Below are 22,206 nucleotides of genomic sequence, written 5' to 3'. Positions count from 1 at the left end.
CTCTACTAAGAAGACATACATATCTCCTCGCTTGACTTGGTTATACTAACTTTGGAGGTATTTTCTATGCAACAAAAAAAATGGGGCTTTTGGGTACTAACAGCTTTCGTTGTCGGTAACATGGTTGGCGCTGGTATTTTCATGGTGCCAAGTACGTTGGCACAAACAGCAAGCCCACTCGGTGTCACTTTAGCTTGGTTAACTACAGGATTTGGTGTTTTAATGCTAGCTCTTGTTTTCGGTAATTTAGCAATTCGTCGTCCTGATTTAACGACAGGGCCACAAAGTCATGCATATGCTTTATTCTCAACACCAAAAAAGAAAAAAATGGCTGGCTTCAGTATGGTATGGGGATATTGGGTTGCAAACTGGGCAAGTAACGTTGCCATCATTACATCATTTGCGGGATATTTATCGCTCTTCTTCCCAATTATGAAAGATACGCGACTACTATTTTCAATCGGTTCTTTTAACGTAGAAGTCGGAAAACTAATTACATTTACGATTTGTTCCATCTTACTTTGGGGAACTCATATTATATTAACAAATGGTGTAAGCGGAGCTGGAAAGCTAAACTTCTTAGCAACAACAACGAAAGTAACTGGATTCCTTTTATTCATCGTCGTTACGTTATTTGCATTCGAAGCTTCTAAGTTTGGACAATGGTACACGCCGATGATTGATAAATCAGGTGTATCACACGGTCTTCTTTCACAAGTAAATTTAGCTGCTCTTACAACGCTTTGGGCGTTTATCGGAATTGAATCAGCCGTTCTTTTATCAAACCGTGCTGTTTCTCCAAAAACGGTAAAACGTGCAACAGTTGCGGGATTACTTATTACAGTTGCGATTTACTTAGGAATTACAATTTTAACAATGGGTGTACTTCATGTTGATAAATTACAAGCTTCGGAACGTCCATTAGCAGATGCACTAAACGCTGCAATGGGTCATGGCGGCGGGAAACTTATGGCATTACTTGCTCTTACTTCCCTGTTCGGTTCTATCTTAGGCTGGATTTTATTAAGCTCAGAAGTACCTTATCAAGCAGCAAAAGAAGGTTTCTTCCCTTCCTTCTTCACGAAAACAAATAAAAAAGGAAGTCCAATTTACTCATTACGATTAACAAACATTATGTCGCAAGTATTCCTATTCTCAACATTATCAGGAACTATTGCGGAAGCTTATACATTCGTTATTACCGTATCAACACTGGCCTACCTCATTCCATATCTCGTTTCACCAATCTTCCAGTTAAAACTAGTCGCAACTGGTGAAACATATAAAAATGAAATGCGGGCAAGAATTACAGATGGTATAGTCGCAGTGATCGCACTTTGCTACGCACTATGGGTTATTAAAACCGGCGCATCCGATATAAAAACGTTCCTTCTCGGAATTGGTTTATTCGTAATTGGATTTGCTTTCTATCCATTAATGAATCGTGATCAGAAAAAAAATAACGAAAAGAAAAACGGGCAAGTTGCATAACGCAATTTGCTCGTTTTTTCTTTTGTAAAACATATATAATAGAACAAAGAGGTGAAAAACATGTCAATCGAATCGCTATGGAGCAGTCGCTTCCAACAACATATTCAAAATATCATTACATACTTTGCACGTATGATTAACGGTTTACTATATAGCTTTATCTTTATTTCATGCGTTGGCGCATACTACTATGCTCAGTTTCTAAAAACATCTCCTTCTAAAGGAATATCTTTACTACTCATCACGATTGTACTTACATTCATTATAACGAGATCCCCTATCCGTACATTTATTCAAAAACCTGATGCTGTCTATTTGCTTGCATTAGAAGAGAAATTAACATCCTATTTCAAAAAATCTCTTCTATACAATTACATCATTCAGCTTTTTCCATTATTATTTACGTTCCTTATTCTCGTACCACTTGCTATGCAATCATTGCAATTAACTGTACCTTTTTTATGTACAATCTTTATCGCGTTAATGATTACGAAAGCTTGGAACATGTACATACATTGGATGTGGCGTGATAGTCACGAAAAAAATATATGGCTGATCATTCGTATTACTTGTAACGCCCTAATCATTTACATGCTGTTTTATTCCGCAAATGTTCTCATATTGGGCGGACTACTCTTACTACTTGCTTTCCTAATTCTATATACGAAAAAACAGCCTACAAAGCGAATACCGTGGGATTACATAATCGAGCAAGAAGAAAAAATGAACGTTCGTTTTTATCAATTTGCTAGCATCTTCACCGATGTTCCGCAACTAAATAAGCAAGTAAATAAAAGAAAATGGCTTACAACTTGGATTGAACCTTTATTACATAAAAAACGAGCAACTTTCTTCTACTTACATACACTAGCATTTTTACGTGGAAATGATTATTTCGGTATATATATTCGCTTAGGATTGATCGGTGCTTTCGCCTTATATTTTATACCAAACATATACGTAAAAGGTGCTATCGCTTATATCGTTCTATATATGATCTCTATGCAGCTTCGTTCACTGTGGAAATATTTTTCGGGAAATATTATTGCAGCATTATATCCAATCCATACTGAAGAAAGAATGAAACAATTTCTTAGCTTAATCTTTATATTGCTAAGTATTCAACTCATTGTATTTTCGAGTGTTATACTCATTGCTACAGGACAAATTTTACATAGCCTTATCATTATGATTATCGGGTTACTCTGGATCAAATTTATTATTGTACCAAAAACGAAGCAACGCGTTTCTTCGTTTTAACGAAAAGAAATATCTTAAAAGCCAAGGAGAAAATAAATTATCCTTGGCTTTTTTATTTTGCTTCCTCAAACAAGAATCACTGAAACAACCGATATTTTATGATTTTTACATACAAAAACGATAATACATGTTTACATACTAATAAAAAGGGTATCTATTAAATTAACAGAGTAAAGGAGGGGCCTATATTGTGAATAAAAAAACGGAACAATTGAAGCATCACGTTACTGACAATCAATGCAAACATGCTTTAACAACAAATCAAGGGTTAAAAATAGCTGAAGATGAATTTTCTTTAAAGATGGGCTTAAGAGGCCCAACCTTAATGGAGGATTTCCACTTTCGCGAGAAAATGACTCATTTTGATCACGAACGAATTCCCGAAAGGATTGTTCATGCACGCGGGGTTGGCGCTCATGGTTATTTTCAGCTTTATGAATCTTTAGAAACATATACGAAAGCAGATTTTCTTACTAATCCTTCAAAGAAAACACCTGTATTTGTACGATTCTCAACCGTTCAAGGTTCTAAAGGATCCAACGACACAGTAAGAGATGTACGCGGATTCGCCACAAAATTTTATACAGATGAAGGAAACTATGATTTAGTGGGTAATAATATGCCAGTATTCTTTATCCAAGATGCTATTAAATTTCCTGATTTTGTCCATGCAGTTAAACCAGAACCACATAATGATATTCCTCAAGGAGCTAGCGCTCATGATACCTTTTGGGACTTTGTTGCGCATAATCCTGAGTCCACTCATATGGTCATGTGGCAAATGAGCGACCGAGCTATTCCGCGTAGTTTACGAATGATGGAAGGTTTTGGAGTTCACACATTTCGACTCATTAACGCAGAAGGAAAAGCCCATTTCGTAAAGTTTCACTGGAAACCTACCCTCGGGGTTCATTCATTAGTATGGGATGAAGCTCAAAAGATTGCTGGGAAAAATCCTGATTTTCATCGTCAAGATTTATACGAAGCAATTGAAAAAGGAGATTATCCTGAATGGGAACTTGGATTACAGTTAATTCCAGAAGAAGATGAACATAAATTTGATTTTGATATTTTAGATCCAACGAAATTATGGCCAGAAGAAAAAGTTCCCGTAAAATTAGTTGGTAAAATGGCATTGAACAAAAATGTTGATAACTTCTTTGCTGAAACAGAGCAGGTAGCTTTTCACCCTGGTCATGTCGTACCAGGTATTGATTTTTCAAATGACCCTCTTCTGCAAGGAAGATTATTCTCCTATACAGATACACAATTATCTCGTTTAGGGGGCCCTAATTTCCATCAAATTCCTATCAATCAGCCCGTATGTCCTTTTCATAATAATCAACGTGATGGTATGCATCAAATGCAGATTCATCGCGGTCAAACAAGCTATCATCCTAATGGATTAAATAACAATCAACCTGCAACCGTCCAAGCCGAACAAGGAGGATATGAACATTATCAAGAAAAGATTGATGGGCATAAAATTAGAGGTCGCAGTAAAAGCTTTCTTAACTTTTATTCTCAGGCTAAACTTTTCTACAATAGTATGAGCCCTATTGAAAAGCAGCACATAAAAGAAGCTTTTTGCTTTGAAGTTGGGAAGTGTAAATCAGACATGGTGAAGGCAAATGTAATTGCTCTCTTAAACCACGTCGATCGTCAATTAGCACAAGAAGTCGCTAACATTATTGGAGCTCCTTTACCTAAGGAAAATCACGAAGTAAATTCAGATGCAAAATCACCTGCACTAAGTATGTCCAATACTATTTTTAAATCTGATTCCAAAAATGTTGCAATTCTATTAAATGGTGACCCAAGCGTCTCACTTCTGTCCGAATGGATTCAAGCTTTTGTACAACACCGAATTAACTATAGCATCATAGATAATAAAATTTATCAGTTCAATGATTCCATTAAAGTAACTGATACTTATACAACAACAGACTCCTCCCTTTTTGATGCAGTATTAGTGTTTAGTAGTGAGTCTGTCATTCACCCCCCTGTTTTAGAATTTGCAGAAACTACTTTTAAACATTTTAAACCGATAGCTCATGTTCTTAGTAATCCTCATGCTTTGGACCATAGTAAGATTAAACTGGATGGAGCAGGAGTTTACAACTTAACAAACACTTCAATTGAGTCATTTATAGAAGGCATTGCCCAAGGACGATTCTGGAACCGATAATATAATGTAAGGAGCGGATTAGAATGAGTAAAAAAATTGCTATTTTAATAACGGATTATTTCGAGGACACAGAATACACAGAGCCAGTAGAAGCTTTTAAACAGAAGGGATATGAATTAACAACTATTGAAATGGAAAAAGGTAAAACGGTACACGGTAAACAAGAAAAAAGCGAAGTCGTAATTGATAAAAATATTGATGGTGTTTCTCCAGAAAACTTTGATGCACTCTTCATACCCGGTGGATTTTCTCCAGATATACTTCGTGCAGATGAGCGTTTCGTTCGCTTTAGTAAAGCATTTATGGATGCAAAAAAACCTGTTTTCGCTATTTGTCACGGACCTCAGCTACTCATCACTGCACAAACACTTGAAGGACGTGATGTCACTGGATATAAATCTATTGAAGTCGATTTAAAAAACGCCGGCGGAAACTTTCATGACACAGAGGTTGTCGTATGCCAAAACCAGCTAGTCACAAGTAGACAACCAGAAGATATACCGGCGTTTATTAAAGAATCATTGCGTATATTAGGATAACTACTTTGGTTAACTAACCTCCTTTTATTTACATGAAAATAATGAATCAGTGGGGTTTTATTCATCCCCCCACTGATTCATTAGCCCTCACCAACTGGTCGTTTACAGGAAATCCGACCACCACAAATAGCAAGATAAATAAAAAGAGGGGAATCCAAAAGTTCAGTTTTAATAATCTTTTGGATTCCCCTCTTTTCTCGCCCAAAAATTCCTTATCACTTTTCATAGGCAGTTCTCATATAGTGAAAATGACTATATAATTCCTATCCATAAGTTAAATAATGATTTCGCACATATATAAATACAAAAGATGGGAGCCCTATTTATGAATAACAATCCACCTTCAACGCCCCAAGACAACTCCGAAAACAATAGCCGTGATATCACACTGCAAACATTAAGGGTCATCGGACTCGTCGTCCTTATTAGTGGTTATATCCTCGTTGCGCTCTCTGAAGTAGGTGAGCTGAAAGTCTTATTAACAAACCCAAATAGCAATCCTGATTTAGCTGAAGTTGATCCGTTTTAAAAAGAATAACATATCACCCTTCCTAAAAAAACGTAACAACTGATTCATTCGGCTGGGCAAATTTTGCGAAGTTATGGATAGAGTCATCCCCGCATTAAATACGGGGATGACTCTAATTATTGAATGACTTCTTCTAAATGATTCTTCAAGTTCCCTAAATACTTCTCTATATCCGGATTCTTCACCACATCATAACAAGCAAAACTCTTTAACGGACTCATACCGAGAAACTTCTGCACGCGGTGTAAATGACTAAGCGCTGATTCTAAACTTTCTCCTTCAAAGAACTTCGTCTTATCTCCAAATGCTTTTTCAGGTGCATTCCAAGTTGTAGAGAACATATACTCTTTCTCTTTTAATAAACCACCTGTTCCATATTCATCAGCACCTTTAAAGAACAAACCGTATTCATATACTTCATCCATATACGTTTTAAATAAGCCCGGTACACTAAACCAGTAAATCGGCGTTTGATAAATCACAACATCAGCCCATAAAAACTTATCTTGTTCTTCTTTAATATTGTAACCATCTTGAATCGTTGTTGTTTTCACATGATGATTCTCGCCTAATACAGTAACCATATAATCTACTAACGTTTTATTTAATCGTCCTTCCTTTGTACCGTATTTTTCATGTCCATTTATAATAAATATATTTTTCATCGCTTTCCTCTCCCCTATATGATCTACTCTTCAGCTATTAAGCCGAGTTGCTGCTGTAGTGTAAGATTATCTTCTAAATGCCAATCTTCCGTTATCTTTCCGTCTTTCACATGTAAAATATCAATTGCAAAAAAATTAATTTTCTTACCATTATGTGTTCCTGTAAAAGAAAGACGGGCTGTTACTTTATCACCAACAACTAATAAGTCTTCAATCTCGCAATGTATATCAGGCACAACTTTACGAAAATTTTGCGCTGCAAACTTTAATCCTTCAATGCCTTGTGGTCGCCCTTTCGGCAATGTATTATCGAAGAAATCTTTAGTAACAGTCTGCGGAATAAGTTCCTCCTTACCTGTATCCCAAAATGCATAAAAACGCTGCGCCGCATGAACCATTTCTGTCGCTTCTTTTTTACTTAGTGAGGGATCAATTGTCATTGCTTTTGGCTTTGGCATTTCTTTTAATAATTGAACTTCAGTTTTTTGTTCCACACCACATGCTACAAGCACAATACAAATAACAAACAAACTAAGAAATCCAAATAACTTTTTTATCCCCATGGAAATCACCACCTCCTTATATAAATCCTTTTTGCTTCGTATTACTATTGTATATACACTAACTTCCTTTATGGAAGTATTGATATTTTTTTCATATAGTTACCAAAAGTATAGTTTTGTGATACTATAAAGCAAATTCATCCAAAAAAATTTTATGGAGGCTAGTTCCATGAACAATATAGATCCAGTTGAATTAACGAAAGGTTTACCTGGCATACCTTGTCCTATCGCTAAAACGCTTGATGTAATTAGTACAAAATGGACATTTTTAATCATTCGTGATCTTCTTATCGAAGGAACATTACGCTTTAGTGATTTACAAAAATCAATGGATGGGATTAGTCCAAAAACATTATCGCTTCGACTAAAAGAATTAGAATCCCAAGGCATTATAACGAGAAAAGTATATCCAGAAGTTCCGCCTCGTGTAGAGTACACATTAACGGATAAAGGAAAGCAATTAGAGGGGATTTTTATTGAATTAAAACGGTTTGGGTTAAGTTTATAAAATGAAACTTTAATCAGGATAAAACAAAAACCCCTTACCGTCGTAAGGGGTTTTATTACTTCGCAAAACTTTCAGCCAACTGTTTCTCTCTCCACATAAATGTAATGCCGAGACCAACTATTAAAACAACGCCTGAAAATGCATATGGATAATGAATATTCATATCAAATAATATTCCACCCATCGCCGGTCCTGCGATATTTCCTAAACTCGTATAAGTCGAGTTCATACCAGCAACGAATCCTTGCTCTTTTCCAGCTGCTTTTGATAAAAACGTCGTTAAAGCTGGACGAAGTAAATCAAATGCTAAGAAAATGAAGCAAGTAACGAGAAGTACAATCCAATAATTAAAGACTACAGTCGAGACGAATGCTAATACTGCCCCTACAATTAAACATATTTGGATTAATACTTTCTCACCGAACATGTCTACCAATTTGCCAAACATAAATACCTGTACAACTACCCCAAAGATTGAACTAATTGTAATAATCGCTGCAATATCTTTCGGCGAGAAACCAAATTTATGATCAGAGAACAAGCTAAACACTGTTTCATACGCTGATAATCCGAATGCGAGTACAAATACAATAATAAATGCAATTGCATACATTGGATGTAATGATTTCTTTAAATCACCAATAAAACTTGATTCTTTCGTATTAGAAGAAATCTCTGCAAGTTCTTCTTTCGTTAACGGTTCTTTTAAAATAAAGATCGAAATCACACATGCTATAAAAGCAATTACTGCTGCAACGAAAAACGGCACACGTATACCGTATTCTGCAATAAATCCGCCGATTCCAGGCCCTATAATGAATCCAGTACTAATAGCCGCAGATAAGTATCCCATCGCCTTTGGACGTTCCTGAATAGATGTAATATCCGCAACATATGCCGTAACACCAGGCATAATAAACGCAGCACTAATTCCGCCTAATACCCTTGCTACATAAAGCATCCATACATCTTTTCCTAATCCAAAAAGAAGTTCTGAAACACCAAAAATAAATAATCCAATGATGATCATTTTCTTCCTACCGTAAAGGTCAACCCATCGGCCTGTAATAGGTGAAGTAATGAGCTGGGCCATTGCAAACACTGCAACGAGATATCCCATCGTCTTCCCTGTTAAACCCATATCATTCATAAAGGACGGCATAACCGGAATGATTAATCCAATCCCTAAAAAAGCGATAAATATATTACTCAAAAGAATGACCAATACCATCTTTTGTTCTTTTATCGGTTTCTTCACTTTTTAACACCTCTTCCCGTAAGCTCCTCTCAAAAAATAATGCCCAAGAAGCTTTTTCTTTATCCTGCTATTTGTGGGCTAATCATGAGTAGAGATGCCTCCACTCATTAGAATTTCACTCTATCCTTCCACACATACATAAATATTAGGTGAATGACTATCATTCATTTCCCCTCAAAAATAAACCTACCTTTTCAGACAGGTTCATCTCACTATTTCTTTATATGTAGTGCATGTGTTAAAAAATCTAGTACTTCTGCCTTTTGTAGCTCGACCTGCTCATCATCTTTATGATCATATAAATAAACTTGTTCCGCTGCTGATTCAACAAGAGCAATAAATAACTTCGCTGTTCGCTCTGCGTGAACTGAATCACGAATTTCACCGGCTTCTTTCGCCCCACTTAAAAATTCACTTAGCCACATATAAAGAGGCTCATACACAGCTTCCCATTCTTTTATATGTTCCGTAGATGCAAGACCTGCATACATTAAAGCTTGTATTTCACGATATTCCTCTATAAAGTGAAACACCGCATCGATTACTTGTGCCACTTTATTTGAAAAAGGTACATCTTTTTGTACTTTTTCTTTCACTGCAAGTATCATCTTTTCAACCATCACTTCTGCTATTGCAGGCATAACAGATAGCTTAGAAGGAAAATATAAATAGAAAGTTCCTTGCGCAATGCCAGCTAATTTCACGATATCAGAAATCTTCGTTTTTTCGACGCCCTTTTCCTGAAACACTTCAATAGCTGCATAGACAATTTTCTCTTTTTTATTCATCATCTAAACCCTTTCACACGCGTATTGAATGACTGTCACTCATTTTATAAAATAACTAGCTGTACTGTCAATTATCGTGCACTTTTTATAATAAAAATCTCCTAACGACTTGTTAGGAGATACAGTATATCTTTAAGAAAGTGCCTTTAATCCTGTCACTCCACATACAATAAGAAACACACTAATGATACGCGCTTTACTTTTCGACTCACCAAACAAGAACATGTTTAACAAAACTGCACCTGCTGTTCCGATACCAATCCAAACCGCATATGCGACACTTACTTGTAAAAATAAGAAGGAAGTATACAAAAATGCGAAGGATGTAGCAAACCCACCTATATAAATCGCACCATTGGCTAATGTCTTATCTTTACTATACATTTTAAGTCCTATCACACCGACTATTTCACTAATTGCAGCACAAAATACGAAAAACCAACCCATTTTTAAGCAACTCCTTCCACAGTTTCTTCTTTATTGTCAGCTAACTTTAAACCGATAACGCCGGCTACTACCATAAGAATGAAGAATAGTTTGCCTGCGCTGAAACTTCCACCGAAAAGAAATACATCCATTAAGAAAGTACCTACCGTACCAGCTCCAGCGAAAATAGCATATACAGTTCCTGTTGCAAGATGTTCACACGCTTTAGAAAGGAAGTGAAAATCAACAGCGATAACTCCTAAAATAATAATCCAATGCCACCAAGTATTAGCCGTATTAAAACCAAACACCCAAAAAATTTCAAAGATACATGTTAATATGACATATAACCAAGCTCTATTTTTCATACCTCTCACCTCTTATGACTGACTATCAGTCATTTTTGTTTTAAAAAAATATACTCTTTCATCAATACTATATAAAAACAACTATCATCCTCATTTACCATTGTATTTGTTCCATTTCTAAGCTAAATGCATCCTGTCACATAAAAATGACTGAATGTCATTCATATGTATTGTACATGAACATTTTAAAAATTGTCAATGCCGAAAGTTTATTTAAAATTTCTATCATCAGATTTGTATATTTCCTAATAATCTGTCAATAATGCTAGTAACATAATATTTTCTCCACTCCCCCTTGGAGAGATCCCTTGAATGGAGCAGTTAGCTTTTGCTAGCTGCTCTTTTTTATTTATCCGCACACTATGATGAAATACTCATAGATCAAATCCATTTTTCATCACATAATAACATCTATTTATTTTCCAATGAGCCTTTGTATGCACTAATTTTATTCTCGAGCATCTTCTCTGTAACTTCTAAGTTTTCTCTTTGAATCTGAATAGATTTCCTATGATCTTCTAGAAGCTGTAAACGAGCTTCTGTTGTATGCTCCCCTTCTGTATATAGTCTAGCGTATTCTCTTATTTTCGCTATTGGCATTTGCGTTTGTTTTAATTTCATTACAAACTGCAACCACTTTATATGTGACTCTTCGTAAAGTCGATTTCCATTTGTATCACGATTTGCAATTAATATACTTTCCTTTTCATAATAGCGTAGTGTATGTGTGCTCACTCCTAATAATTTTGCTACCTCGCTAATTGTGTACATACTCAAACTCCCTCCATATGCTTACCCTCATATATCTTATGACCGAATCAAATTTATAAAAAACATTTGACTTAGAGTATACTCTAACAAATACAATCTAACCATAAATGAATTTGAATTTAGGGGGATTTTATATGAAATACACGGTTATTACTGGCGCAAGTTCCGGAATTGGTTATGAAGCAGCTTTAGCATTTGCATCTCGCGGAAAAAATTTAGTACTTGTAGCTCGAAGACAAGAAGAATTAAACGGATTAAAATTGAAAATTAACGAAATGCATCCTGAGTTGGATGTTGTCATTCGAAAAACTGATTTATCTGTGACTGAAGATGTTTATAAACTTTATGAAAGCCTACAAGCTTTTCAAATTGAAACGTGGATTAACAACGCAGGTTTTGGTAATTTCGCCTCAATTGCTGAACAAAATTTAAATAAAATAGAGACGATGTTGCATGTCAATATAGAAGCACTAACAATACTCTCTTCTCTTTTCGTTCGAGATTATTCAATGGTTGATGGAACACAGCTTATTAACGTTTCATCTGGCGGCGGATACACGATTGTTGCTGATGCTGTTACGTATTGCGCTACGAAATTTTATGTAAGTGCCTTTACAGAAGGGCTGTCTCACGAACTGAAAGAACAAGGCGCAAAACTGCAAGCAAAAGTTTTAGCTCCTGCTGCAACTGAAACAGAATTTGCGAAACGTTCATTTGATATTGATGAATTCCAATACGATAATGTTGTACCAAAATTCCACACTGCAAAACAAATGGCACAATTTATGCTCGATCTTTATGATAATGATAAAGTTGTAGGGCTTGTCGATGGTTCTACTTATAACTATGAGCTTAAAAATCCCATTTTTAATTTTGCAGTACGAAAAACGAATTCAAGTTCTTAATTCCCCTAAAATATAGATGCCCACTATTACATAAATAATAGTGGGACTTTTCTCTCTCTGAAACTTTCACCCAACATACCGAACCATCGCCACTTCATCACAATAATCAACCTTTGGACAATGTCTACAATCAATCCATACTTTCTCTGGTAACGCCTCTCTATTCACAAAATCAAACCCGCACTTTTGAAAAAATTCCGTTTCATATGTTAAAGAAATGACTCTATTCACTTTTATTTTCGCTGCTTCATTTATTACATGGTTCACTAACATACGCCCTATCCCTTTTCCTGCATATGTATGCGAAACTACTAACGATCGTATTTCTGCAAGATCTTCCCCCAATACATGCAATCCAGCAACTCCAACAATTTTCTCGTCCTCTTTCATAACATATAAACATTGCAAATATTGATAAAGAGACAAAAGAGATCGCGGTAAAACAACTCCCTCTTTTGCATAAACCTCAATAAGACTATAAATTTCTTTCACATCACTCGTCACCGCATTACAGATTTTCATATTACATCCCCTTGCCCTCGATATTAATATTTATAACTTCAAATGAATTTTAATTCATAATTTTATATAATAATACATCTCTCTTTTCTCCTCGTCAATCAATTTATACAAACAAAAAACCAAGCAATCTAATCGATGCTCGGTTCCTCATTTCGTATCGGCAATACTGTCGAATATTTAATTTCACGAAGTGCTAAACTTGTCTGTATCCTTGTAATACCAAGCTTATTCAGCTTTCTAATAAACTGCTCTAGTTCTTTACGATCACGATTTGCAACCTTTAATAAATAATCGTACTCTCCTGTTAAACAGTGACATTCTAACACTTCCGGCATCGATTCTAATTCTTTCTCCAACACTTCCAACTTGTCAAATTGATGAATATTCGTACTCATAAAAATAAAACATAATAAATCAAACCCAAGCTTTTCTTGATTTAAAATCGCGACTTGCTTATCGATGAAACCTTCCCCATCCAATCTTTTTATTCTTGCATGCATCGCAGCCGGTGATAAATTAACGCGACGTGCCAGCTCTGCATTACTTACTTGTGACTCCTTCTGCAATATATCTAAAATTTGTACATCCAAATCATCCAACACTTTAATAACAGACGACTCCATTACAATTCCCCCTTTTTTCTTACCGATGATTATTCGAAAAAACACCTTATACCTTACACGAAACTGAATATCATTCCGTAAATATCACTCATCACTAAAGATTTTATCGAGTTTTCACCATTATACAAAAGAATATATTACACAATAAAGAAAAATGCTAAAATTATTTACAATAAGTATTGATTACAAAAAAGGGGATTTTATCATGCCTTATTTTTACGTCTTTTTACTATTACTAACGAGCTTATTATGGGGAGGAAATTTCGTCGTTGGAAAATCACTCGTCGATCATGCATCGCCGATGACACTGACAAATTTAAGATGGATGATTGCGATTGTTTGTTTATTACCAATGGTATGGTTTAAAGAAAAGAAAATCCTTCCACCACGTACCGCAATACTTCCGTTAATATTGATGGGAATTTCAGGGGTCGCTCTTTTTAACATCTTTCAATTTTTAGCATTAGAAAAAACATCCGCTACGAATGTAGGTCTTATCTCTACTTTGAATGCAATTTCAATTGCATTATTTTCAGTATTATTTCTAAAAGAAAAAGTAAATACACTTCAAATCCTATCCATGATTCTTTCATTCTTCGGGGTTATCCTCGTCCTATTAAAAGGTGATTTCTCGCTTTTATTTTCACTACATTTTAATAGTGGTGATTTATGGATGATTGCAGCAGTTTGTATTTGGGGAATCTATTCTGTTTGTAGTAAATGGGCAACAAAAACAACTACACCACTTATGGCAACGTTGTACTCTGGTATTTTCGGCGTTATTTTATTACTACCGTTTAACATAGGTAGCTTCACTGTTTCAAATATAAATACTTCTTTCATCACATCACTTTTATATACTGGGCTTATTTCGACAGTTCTTTGTATGGTATTTTGGAATATTGGCGTACAAAAATTAGGCGCAACTACATCAGGTATTTTTCTAAACTTCAATCCAATTTTCACAGCCATTTTAGCATTCATATTCCTCGGAGAAGAATTAACGTGGATACAAATTTTAGGAACAATTGTCGTTGTAACAGGATGTTATTTATTTTCTCATTTCAAAACTGTCGCTGTTCAGCCTGTTAGACCTTTAATGCGAAAACATCCTTAATGAAAAAACATCGTCATCTGGGTTGGCGATGTTTTTATTTACTCTTCATTTCTTTTATATACTGCTTTTCCTCTTCTGGCGATAAACGTTCCGTCGCCTTGCCAGTATCTCCACCTTGAAGGCTCCATAAAAAGTTATGCTCCTCAACAGTTTGAGAAAAATCTCCTTTTTCCCATCTATTTATAATAGAAAATAACTTCATTTTATATTGAAAACCTGTACTATTTTCAATATCTCTTTTTACATTAGAAATTTCCTTTTTTGTCATCTCTACAAATCCCCATTTTTCAGAGGATTTTACCTTTTGGTGCACCATTTTATGCATGGTAGAAATAATTTCACCTTCACTAATTTGCGGGGCTTCTTCTGCAGCTTTTTTCTCTTTTTCGTTTGCCGCTCGCTCGGTTTGAATATTTGTATTTTCTTTTTCCACATATGCAAGCAATTTCTTTCCGCCAACTATAGAAGAGATGATTACCATAATGGTAATACATATACCTACAATCCATTTAAAAAGCATTAGCTCTTCATCGCTTCCCTAACAATATGACTATCTACATATTGCTTAAACTTCACGATTTTTCCATCTTCAAGCTGCCATACATGAACAAATTCTGCTTCAAATGATTTTCCTGTTTCTTTATAAACTCCAGAATACATACCTTCTGCAATAATTACATCTTTTCCGTCTACCTCATGATATGTATTTACACTTGCTTTATAATCATCCCAGTCTGATCCTAAACGGCTAAATACATTTTCCATTATAGCTTCTACGCCTTTATATGTTCCGCCGTATGGGAAACCTTCTGCCTCTGTCCATTCCACTTTTTCAGAGAAGGCTTCTGCTAAATGCTTTGCATTCGAAGAAGCTGATCCTTCATACGTGCTTTGAATAATTTCTAAATTTGATTTAGGCATATTACTTCCTCCCGTTTATTTATTTTTACACAAGACGTAACCAATGTAGTTACACCTTGTGTAAAAAAATATTTAAATTGTTTCATTCGTAATTCATTAGTTGTAATCATTATAGTTACAATAATTCTTCAAGTCAACAATTTATAAATAAAATTTACTTCGTTTTCATTACTTTCTCTTTTAAGAAACGATCTACATATCCTTCTGCTTTTACTACGAATAAATACGCACCCATTGATAATAATGCAAGATCTAATTCATATCCTGGATTCTTTCCATCTCCTAATAAACCTGCTGCTCCATTTACCTTTACGATAGCTCCAGCTAAAATAAGAGCGAATAACAATCCTACATATCGTACACCTAAACCGATAATTAATAATATACCACCAACTAATTCTACAGTTGCTACGCCGTATGCAAGGCCACCTGGTAAACCGATGCTTGTAAACCATCCTGCTACATTATCGATACCTGATTGAAACTTTGCTAAACCGTGTGCAAAGAACGTAACTCCTAACACGATACGAATAATTAAATTCCCAATATATTGATTCATTTTGAACTCTCCTTTTTGTTTTGTTATGGTGAACTTTTATTTACAAGTCAAAACAATACGGTATTTTATTTCATTCGTCAAATACTTTTTTAAAGAAAATAAAAAACATTATCCGTTTTACGGATAATGTTTTCCTACAAAATAGCGCTAATTCAAGCTTTTATTCTATCGCATAGAAAAAGTTGAAACATTTTTCCAGCGCCAATATAAGGCAGTAAAGACACGTCCTCTTCCACAACCATTCCCACAACATTCACTTTCTCATCTACAGGTAAATCATGTGTAGCAACTTGCATCTCCCCTGCATATCTACCGTACAATTCATTATCAATTGTAATGCTGCCTTTCTTTCTTACAATTGTATGCATCGGCTGTAAAACCACTCTATTTCCTTCCCTTGATTCTACAGATCGAATAACATCACGAGCCGGATCTAGTCTATTTGTATGCACTTGCTCCACCACTTTTAATACTTCTTTATCAGTTATAAATGATTTGTAACGCAATGGAATAATCCCCCTACTCGCACTAGCTACTTCTTGCATACTTTCCAAACTTGCGCTTATATCTCCAATCAATACTTTATCAACACCACAATCTTGAACAAGTTCTAAGTACGCTTCAAGCGGGCGCATATTGCGATGTTTTTCTAACGTTGGTAACCCTTCATATAACGGACCACGTTTTTCCGCGTCTCCTGGAATAAATGCCATCGTTTTTATTCCGCACTCCTGTAAATATTGATTTTGTTTTTGTAAGAAGGACTTTGCTAGTCCTGTCTCTGGACGTGGGTAAAAATTATGCAACGCTTCTACATTCTCTACTCGTATATGTTCTGTAAGTAACTCTTTCCAAAATGGCTTTGTAATCGTACTCGCATTTAAAGCTACTTTCATCTTATGAGATACGCTTGCAATTTCTTTTGGCGCAATGCCGTAATCCATTCTTAAACCGGTAATGCCCCACTCCAATAGTTCTTCCACATTTTCATATGTTAGCCCTAAATGATGTAACGATTTTGGAGAAACATCAACCATTAACTCCATTTCATTTTCAAGAGCCTGCTTCCCAAGTATCTGAATTAACTCTTTATACGTACCAGGATCATCCTCTGGTATATGAAGTGATGTAAAAATAGACAAAAATCCATTTTCCTTCGCCACTTTTAGCCACTCTTCTTGTTTCTCTACTCGTTCTTTTGAAAGATAAATGGAAACTCCGATCATATAAATCTCCCTTTCTATTAATAGAAAAAGAGAAAGGAATCCCTTTCTCTATATGTTTTCTGCCATTTCTTCTTTAAATCCGAAGAAGTACGTAAAGATAAATCCGAAAGTATATGCAATTACTAAACCTAAGAAATATAGTAAATATTTATTGTCAGCAATTAACGGAATTAAAGATAGCCCTGATACGCCAATTCCAAGTGAAGCCGTTTGCATAACTGCTTGGAATGCACCACCGACAGCCGCTCCTAAACAAGCAGTAATAAACGGTTTCCCAAGTGGTAATGTAACCCCGTATAATAACGGCTCACCAATTCCTAAAAAGCCAACTGGCAATCCACCTTTAATTACATTTCGAAGTCGTTTGTTTTTTGTTTTCACATAAATCGCAATTGCTGCGCCCACTTGGCCAGCACCAGCCATTGCGAGCACTGGTAATAAAGGTGTTACGTGTGTTTGATTAATAAATTCCATATGAATTGGTGTTAAACCGTGATGCAATCCGACCATAACGAGAGGTAAAAATGTTCCCGCAAGTACTGCACCAGCAAATGCTCCGCCAATATTTAAAATAGCATTAATTCCGCTCGTAATACCATCTGATAAGAAACCTGCTAATGGCTGAATGGCTAACATCGTTACGATACTTACAACTAATACAGTAATGAGTGGTGTCACGATAATATCAACTGCATTTGGCACTGCTTTTCGAACTTGTCTTTCCACTACAACCATAAGCCATGCTGCAAAAATAACTGCAAACAATCCGCCCCGTCCGGGCACTAATGCTTCACCAAACAATTTTACGTTTGCCATCGCCGGGTTGAAAATTAAAATACCAGCAATTGCCCCAAGAACCGGTGTCCCGCCAAATTCTTTCGCTGTATTCCAGCCGACTAAAATTCCTAAGAATGTAAAGATACCGCCGCCAATGAGTAGTAACATTTGTAACCACGTTGCATTTGGATCAGCACCAGCATTTTTCGCAAAGTTAGCAACCCCGTTTATAATTCCTGACGCAACAAGCCCCGGAATTAATGGGATGAAAATACTTCCTATTTTTCGTAAAAAGTTTTTCACCGGTGTATTATTTTTCTTCTTAATCTCTGATTTCATCTCTTGCCCAATATCTTCAAGGTGATGATCTGCTACCTCACCAATTCGTAGTCCTGTCAAACCTTCCATTTCAGCTGCTACTTTATTTACTGTTCCTGGACCAACGACAACTTGAAGCGTCTCATCTTCTATAACACCCATAACGCCTTCAACTTTTTTCAAAAGGTCCATATTTACTTTACTTTCATCATGAAGCGTTAAACGTAGTCTCGTCATACAATGAGCAATACTACGAATATTTTTTATTCCCCCAAGTTGCTCCGAAATTTCCTTGGCCATTCTCTCTTCTTTCTTCATAATAGAATCCCCCTTCCTATTACTTTATAGTGCTTTCTTCACAAACCCTTTTGCGTATTTTAGTTTCTCCAGTGCTTCCCCATACTCACACTGCAACAACACCATAACAATGGCAGCTTTTACGTTACGTTCTGCCTTTTCATAATACTCTGCCGCTACTTCATAACTAGCGCCTGTTGCTTCCATAATAATTCGTTTTGACCGTTCTACTAACTTTTCATTTGTGGATTGAACATCTACCATTAAGTTTTTATATACTTTTCCTACACCAATCATCGAAGCTGTTGAAATCATATTCAGCACTAATTTTTGTGCTGTACCAGCTTTTAAACGCGTTGATCCTGTTAATATTTCTGCACCTGTCTCTACTTCTACATTTAACTTTGCATATTTACTTATTTCAGCATTTTTATTACAAGAAATACTCGCTGTACTCGCTCCTACGCTCTGTGCGTATTTCAAGCCGCCAATTACGTAAGGAGTTCTGCCACTTGCAGCAATTCCAATCACTGTATCTTTCTCATTTAATCCAATACTTTTTAAATCTTCTTCTGCTAACTCTTCGCGATCTTCGGCACCTTCCACCGCTTTAGTAAACGCTTTCAACCCACCTGCTATAAATCCTTGCACCATTTTATCATCCGTGCCAAATGTCGGCGGACATTCCACTGCATCTAGAATACCTAAACGACCACTCGTACCAGCACCAATGTAAATTAAACGTCCCTCTTCTTCAAAAGATTTAATAACAGTCTGTACAACCTTTTCAATTTGTTCTATCTCTTTTTCAACTGCTAACGCAACAGTTCGATCTTCTTCATTCATACTTTGCAATACTTCTTTTATGCTCATTTCATCCAGATTCATTGTTTTCTCATTACGATGTTCTGTCGATAAATTTTCTAACATATTGTCACCCTCTTTGAAATTATATTTCACACTTTTATTATAACTTTAAGAAACTAAAAATCAATATCCCTTTCTTATTTTATGAAATAAAATTTCACAACATGACATATTTGTGTCAAAGATAATAAAAAAGATGAGTCTCCTCATCTTTTCTTCTACTTTAACTTCCGTAACCGCAACGCTTCTTCTCGCGTCTCCATAAATTGATCCAATACTTTATTACCAATTCGGTTGAAAGTAATCACATATAAAGCATCAATCATATTCAGTTGCGTCATTCTCGACGCAATACTTGCAATACGATGATCTTGTTCTACATCTGGCATACAAAGACGAATGTCCGCTTCTTTATATAAGGGGGATGATTGATCTAGCTTCGTAATTCCAATAACAGTTGCACCTTGTCTCTTTGCATACTGCGCCATTTCAAGCACATCTCTCGTTCGACCAGATGTTGAAATCGCAACAAATATATCGCCTTCTTTTAAATTCGTCACAAGCGGCAACATCATATGAAAATCAGATAGCATCATCGCTGTAAATCCAAGCCGTGTAAATTTATACGCCCCATCCATTGCTGGCGTAGCTGATCCACCTACGCCGTAAAATATAATTTTGCCCGCATTGACAATACGATCTGCAGCTTTCTCAAGTTCCTTCTTATCTATCGCAGTAACGCTCGCCTCAATTGCAGCTTTATTCACATAAGTGACTTTATTAAACAAATCGTACGGTCCATCTTCCGTATTCATCACTGAAAAATCGTTAATATTATAATCAGCAATCGTTAATTCACGAACGAGTGCTATCTTAAATGCTTTAAAACTTCCGATCCCAATCGACTTACAAAAACGAACGACACTCGCCTCACTTGCGCCTGCATTCGTTGACACTTCTTTCGTCGTTAAGTTCGGAACAATCTCTGCATTCTCCATTATGTACATGGCAACCTTCTTTTCAGCTGGTGAAAATTGATCCATATTACTTTCAATTTTAAATAGTAATGTTGAAGCTTTCACTATTTAACCTCCACTTCTTACGGTTGCGTTCACTTATTTTCTCTTGCTTCAAGAAGGTAAAAACCATCATCGCCAGGAGGATGAAACACATTTACAATGCGATTCCCTTTTTGATAAACAGTTCTTTCTCCTTCTGTCCACTTCTCTTTCCAACCGTTCATCCAAATCGCAACATCAGGTAAAAAAGCAGTATATTTCAGCTTCTGACCGTACTCACCATCTGCTTCTTCCGAAAAAATAGAAACCGGAAAATCTTTCACTTTTGATTCTTTCCATGCAGTAAATGGTATACATACTGCAATAAGTACGATTACACCGATAACCTTCTCCTTCGTAATCTTCACACTTCCCTCTCCTTGTCATATCACATACATAGATTTTACCATAATTACAAACCCTTCATGCTATATGACCATTGCTTTTTGGAATAAAAAAAGAGCTTACCTACATCAGATAAGCCCTTCCTCTCTATACAAAATATTTCTTCAAAAGTGGCGGTGTAATAATCGTCGTCAATATAACAACAATAACAATCGCTGTGAAATTTTCTTTCGCTAATAAATTCGCCGTAAGTCCATTTGCTGCGATGATAAGTGCTACTTCACCACGTGATACCATCCCCGCGCCAATACTAATAGAAGATTGGAGATTAAAACCTGTCAATCTCGCTCCTAAACCTGATCCAATTAACTTTGTGAAAATCGCAATGAGGGTCATAATAATAATGAACCAAAGCTGGCTTCCAATGCCTTGAAATGTAATTTCCATTCCGATACTTACGAAGAATACTGGAACAAATATTGCATAAGCAATCGGTTCAATTTTATGTTCCACTTCATGCTTATACTCTGTTTGAGAAATAGCAATTCCTGCTGCAAATGCTCCAATAATGCCTGCAATTCCCATCATTTCACTGTAATAAGAAAAAGAGAAGCAAATAATAAGAGCCGCGCTAATTAACGCTTCTGTTACACGAAGCGGGACAAGCATTTTCATAATCCAAGGAACGACTTTCCAAGCAATAAAAACAATACTTACAAAGAAAATAATTTTCTTTGCAATGACAAGTGTTATATTTACATCTTGTGTTCCTAAAAAACTCATTACAAATGCCAATAAAATAACGACAATGACATCATCAAATACGGCAGCACCTAAAATTGTTGTACTTTCTCTCGTATTCATTTTTCCTAAATCACGTAGCGTCTGCACCGTAATACTAACCGATGTTGCGCAAAGTAATAATCCTAAAAAAATGGCATGGGACTGCATTAATCCAAACAGCAATCCTGTTACATAACCACCGATGAAAGGAAAAATAATTCCACCAGCCGCTACTGCAAATGACGATTTCAAATTCCGATTTAACTCTTCTAAATCTGTTTCAAGTCCCGCCATAAACATAAGTAACAAAACACCAATCTCACTCAGTTCATCAATTAGTTCAGAACTATTAATAATACCGAGTACAGCTGGACCGATAATAATACCGACAATTAACTTACCAAGTACAGAAGGCTGACCAAGTCTCACGCTAATGTCACCAGCTAATTTCGTACAAAGTAAAATGACGACAAGTTCAAAATAAAATAACATAGCATCTGCTCCTACTTTAACTTTAATCAGTGGGTCGTTAAC

27 protein-coding genes are annotated in these 22,206 nt (G+C 35.9%); 8 read left to right on the top strand and 19 right to left on the bottom strand.

The features are described from left to right. Positions 1-66: 66 nt before the first annotated feature. The 4 genes from DOS87_RS04390 to DOS87_RS04375 all read left to right on the top strand — a co-directional run bounded on the left by DOS87_RS04390 (position 67) and on the right by DOS87_RS04375 (position 5,478). On the top strand, positions 67-1,491 hold the full coding sequence (locus DOS87_RS04390) for an amino acid permease (protein WP_001186317.1): 1,425 nt from the start codon (positions 67-69) through the stop codon (positions 1,489-1,491). 60 nt (positions 1,492-1,551) lie between these two features. Beyond that, complete coding sequence (locus DOS87_RS04385) at positions 1,552-2,751, top strand: ABC transporter permease (RefSeq protein ID WP_098577842.1); 1,200 nt, start codon at positions 1,552-1,554, stop codon at positions 2,749-2,751. A 190-nt stretch (positions 2,752-2,941) separates the two neighbouring features. Next, a complete protein-coding gene (locus tag DOS87_RS04380) occupies positions 2,942-4,939 on the top strand; it encodes a catalase (RefSeq protein WP_208730209.1) in 1,998 nt (665 codons plus the stop codon). Positions 4,940-4,962: 23 nt separating this feature from the next. Continuing rightward, positions 4,963-5,478 carry a type 1 glutamine amidotransferase domain-containing protein gene (locus tag DOS87_RS04375; protein WP_000037536.1) on the top strand — a complete coding sequence of 172 codons (516 nt, stop codon included), beginning with the start codon at positions 4,963-4,965 and terminating at the stop codon, positions 5,476-5,478. A 61-nt stretch (positions 5,479-5,539) separates the two neighbouring features. On the opposite strand, the gene DOS87_RS04370 is transcribed toward DOS87_RS04375, so the two are convergent. Then, entirely contained in the window at positions 5,540-5,704 is a 165-nt protein-coding gene (locus tag DOS87_RS04370; protein ID WP_163115714.1) for a hypothetical protein, read from the bottom strand. A gap of 99 nt (positions 5,705-5,803) precedes the next feature. On the opposite strand from DOS87_RS04370, the gene DOS87_RS04365 reads away from it, so the two are divergent. Next, positions 5,804-6,007, top strand: a complete 204-nt coding sequence (locus tag DOS87_RS04365; protein ID WP_001063872.1) for a hypothetical protein — start codon at positions 5,804-5,806, stop codon at positions 6,005-6,007. 116 nt (positions 6,008-6,123) lie between these two features. On the opposite strand, the gene DOS87_RS04360 is transcribed toward DOS87_RS04365, so the two are convergent. Beyond that, positions 6,124-6,672, bottom strand: a complete 549-nt coding sequence (locus tag DOS87_RS04360; protein ID WP_000789180.1) for an NAD(P)H-dependent oxidoreductase — start codon at positions 6,670-6,672, stop codon at positions 6,124-6,126. 23 nt (positions 6,673-6,695) lie between these two features. Then, the gene (locus DOS87_RS04355; protein ID WP_000511560.1) at positions 6,696-7,235 is read right to left on the bottom strand and encodes an ester cyclase; all 540 of its coding nucleotides are present in this window, start codon (positions 7,233-7,235) and stop codon (positions 6,696-6,698) included. A 169-nt stretch (positions 7,236-7,404) separates the two neighbouring features. Here DOS87_RS04355 and DOS87_RS04350 point away from each other — a divergent pair, with 169 nt between their 5' ends. Beyond that, the gene (locus DOS87_RS04350) at positions 7,405-7,743 is read left to right on the top strand and encodes a winged helix-turn-helix transcriptional regulator (RefSeq protein WP_001059470.1); all 339 of its coding nucleotides are present in this window, start codon (positions 7,405-7,407) and stop codon (positions 7,741-7,743) included. A gap of 55 nt (positions 7,744-7,798) precedes the next feature. Here DOS87_RS04350 and DOS87_RS04345 read toward each other — a convergent pair whose 3' ends face one another. The 5 genes from DOS87_RS04345 to DOS87_RS04325 form a co-directional block, all read right to left on the bottom strand. Further along, positions 7,799-9,001 carry an MFS transporter gene (locus DOS87_RS04345; protein ID WP_000742945.1) on the bottom strand — a complete coding sequence of 401 codons (1,203 nt, stop codon included), beginning with the start codon at positions 8,999-9,001 and terminating at the stop codon, positions 7,799-7,801. A 212-nt stretch (positions 9,002-9,213) separates the two neighbouring features. Then, positions 9,214-9,792, bottom strand: coding sequence for a TetR/AcrR family transcriptional regulator (locus DOS87_RS04340; protein ID WP_002162922.1), 579 nt, complete (start codon positions 9,790-9,792; stop codon positions 9,214-9,216). A 129-nt stretch (positions 9,793-9,921) separates the two neighbouring features. Further along, complete coding sequence (locus tag DOS87_RS04335; RefSeq protein WP_000539671.1) at positions 9,922-10,236, bottom strand: DMT family transporter; 315 nt, start codon at positions 10,234-10,236, stop codon at positions 9,922-9,924. Between the two features lie 2 nt (positions 10,237-10,238). Further along, the gene (locus tag DOS87_RS04330) at positions 10,239-10,583 is read right to left on the bottom strand and encodes a DMT family transporter (protein WP_000796019.1); all 345 of its coding nucleotides are present in this window, start codon (positions 10,581-10,583) and stop codon (positions 10,239-10,241) included. Positions 10,584-10,994: 411 nt separating this feature from the next. Next, positions 10,995-11,354, bottom strand: a complete 360-nt coding sequence (locus tag DOS87_RS04325) for a MerR family transcriptional regulator (RefSeq protein ID WP_000288075.1) — start codon at positions 11,352-11,354, stop codon at positions 10,995-10,997. Between the two features lie 134 nt (positions 11,355-11,488). On the opposite strand from DOS87_RS04325, the gene DOS87_RS04320 reads away from it, so the two are divergent. Further along, positions 11,489-12,259, top strand: coding sequence for an SDR family NAD(P)-dependent oxidoreductase (locus DOS87_RS04320; protein ID WP_000878080.1), 771 nt, complete (start codon positions 11,489-11,491; stop codon positions 12,257-12,259). Positions 12,260-12,325: 66 nt separating this feature from the next. On the opposite strand, the gene DOS87_RS04315 is transcribed toward DOS87_RS04320, so the two are convergent. After that, positions 12,326-12,781, bottom strand: coding sequence for an N-acetyltransferase (locus DOS87_RS04315; protein WP_000686659.1), 456 nt, complete (start codon positions 12,779-12,781; stop codon positions 12,326-12,328). Between the two features lie 128 nt (positions 12,782-12,909). After that, positions 12,910-13,404: an Lrp/AsnC family transcriptional regulator gene (locus DOS87_RS04310; protein ID WP_000446097.1), complete on the bottom strand. Its 495-nt coding sequence runs from the start codon at positions 13,402-13,404 to the stop codon at positions 12,910-12,912. A 205-nt stretch (positions 13,405-13,609) separates the two neighbouring features. Between DOS87_RS04310 and DOS87_RS04305 the strand changes: the two genes are divergently transcribed. Beyond that, positions 13,610-14,521: a DMT family transporter gene (locus DOS87_RS04305; RefSeq protein WP_001146241.1), complete on the top strand. Its 912-nt coding sequence runs from the start codon at positions 13,610-13,612 to the stop codon at positions 14,519-14,521. Between the two features lie 34 nt (positions 14,522-14,555). Here DOS87_RS04305 and DOS87_RS04300 read toward each other — a convergent pair whose 3' ends face one another. The 9 genes from DOS87_RS04300 to DOS87_RS04260 form a co-directional block, all read right to left on the bottom strand. Further along, entirely contained in the window at positions 14,556-15,041 is a 486-nt protein-coding gene (locus DOS87_RS04300) for a PRK06770 family protein (RefSeq protein ID WP_000897996.1), read from the bottom strand. Continuing rightward, positions 15,041-15,442, bottom strand: coding sequence for a nuclear transport factor 2 family protein (locus DOS87_RS04295; RefSeq protein WP_001126695.1), 402 nt, complete (start codon positions 15,440-15,442; stop codon positions 15,041-15,043). The genes DOS87_RS04300 and DOS87_RS04295 overlap by 1 nt, the downstream gene beginning before the upstream one ends. 154 nt (positions 15,443-15,596) lie before the next feature. Then, complete coding sequence (locus tag DOS87_RS04290) at positions 15,597-16,001, bottom strand: DoxX family protein (RefSeq protein WP_001077751.1); 405 nt, start codon at positions 15,999-16,001, stop codon at positions 15,597-15,599. A 152-nt stretch (positions 16,002-16,153) separates the two neighbouring features. Then, positions 16,154-17,227, bottom strand: a complete 1,074-nt coding sequence (locus DOS87_RS04285) for a DUF871 domain-containing protein (RefSeq protein WP_098577841.1) — start codon at positions 17,225-17,227, stop codon at positions 16,154-16,156. A gap of 48 nt (positions 17,228-17,275) precedes the next feature. Next, positions 17,276-18,640, bottom strand: a complete 1,365-nt coding sequence (locus DOS87_RS04280) for a PTS transporter subunit EIIC (protein WP_000711295.1) — start codon at positions 18,638-18,640, stop codon at positions 17,276-17,278. Positions 18,641-18,664: 24 nt separating this feature from the next. Beyond that, complete coding sequence (gene murQ, locus DOS87_RS04275; protein ID WP_000892343.1) at positions 18,665-19,549, bottom strand: N-acetylmuramic acid 6-phosphate etherase; 885 nt, start codon at positions 19,547-19,549, stop codon at positions 18,665-18,667. A 155-nt stretch (positions 19,550-19,704) separates the two neighbouring features. After that, complete coding sequence (locus DOS87_RS04270; RefSeq protein WP_000648168.1) at positions 19,705-20,568, bottom strand: MurR/RpiR family transcriptional regulator; 864 nt, start codon at positions 20,566-20,568, stop codon at positions 19,705-19,707. Between the two features lie 29 nt (positions 20,569-20,597). Next, positions 20,598-20,912 (bottom strand): hypothetical protein, encoded by a 315-nt coding sequence (locus DOS87_RS04265; protein WP_000704960.1) that lies wholly within the window; start codon positions 20,910-20,912, stop codon positions 20,598-20,600. A gap of 124 nt (positions 20,913-21,036) precedes the next feature. Further along, the gene (locus tag DOS87_RS04260; protein ID WP_000899807.1) at positions 21,037-22,164 is read right to left on the bottom strand and encodes a cation:proton antiporter; all 1,128 of its coding nucleotides are present in this window, start codon (positions 22,162-22,164) and stop codon (positions 21,037-21,039) included. Positions 22,165-22,206 lie beyond the last annotated feature (42 nt).

It is taken from the genome of Bacillus sp. CR71 (genome assembly GCF_003429245.1).
Classification (GTDB): Bacteria; Bacillota; Bacilli; order Bacillales; family Bacillaceae_G; genus Bacillus_A; species Bacillus_A thuringiensis_S.
The sequence above is the reverse complement of the archived record's forward strand: the minus strand, read 5'-3'. Positions and strand labels throughout refer to the sequence as shown.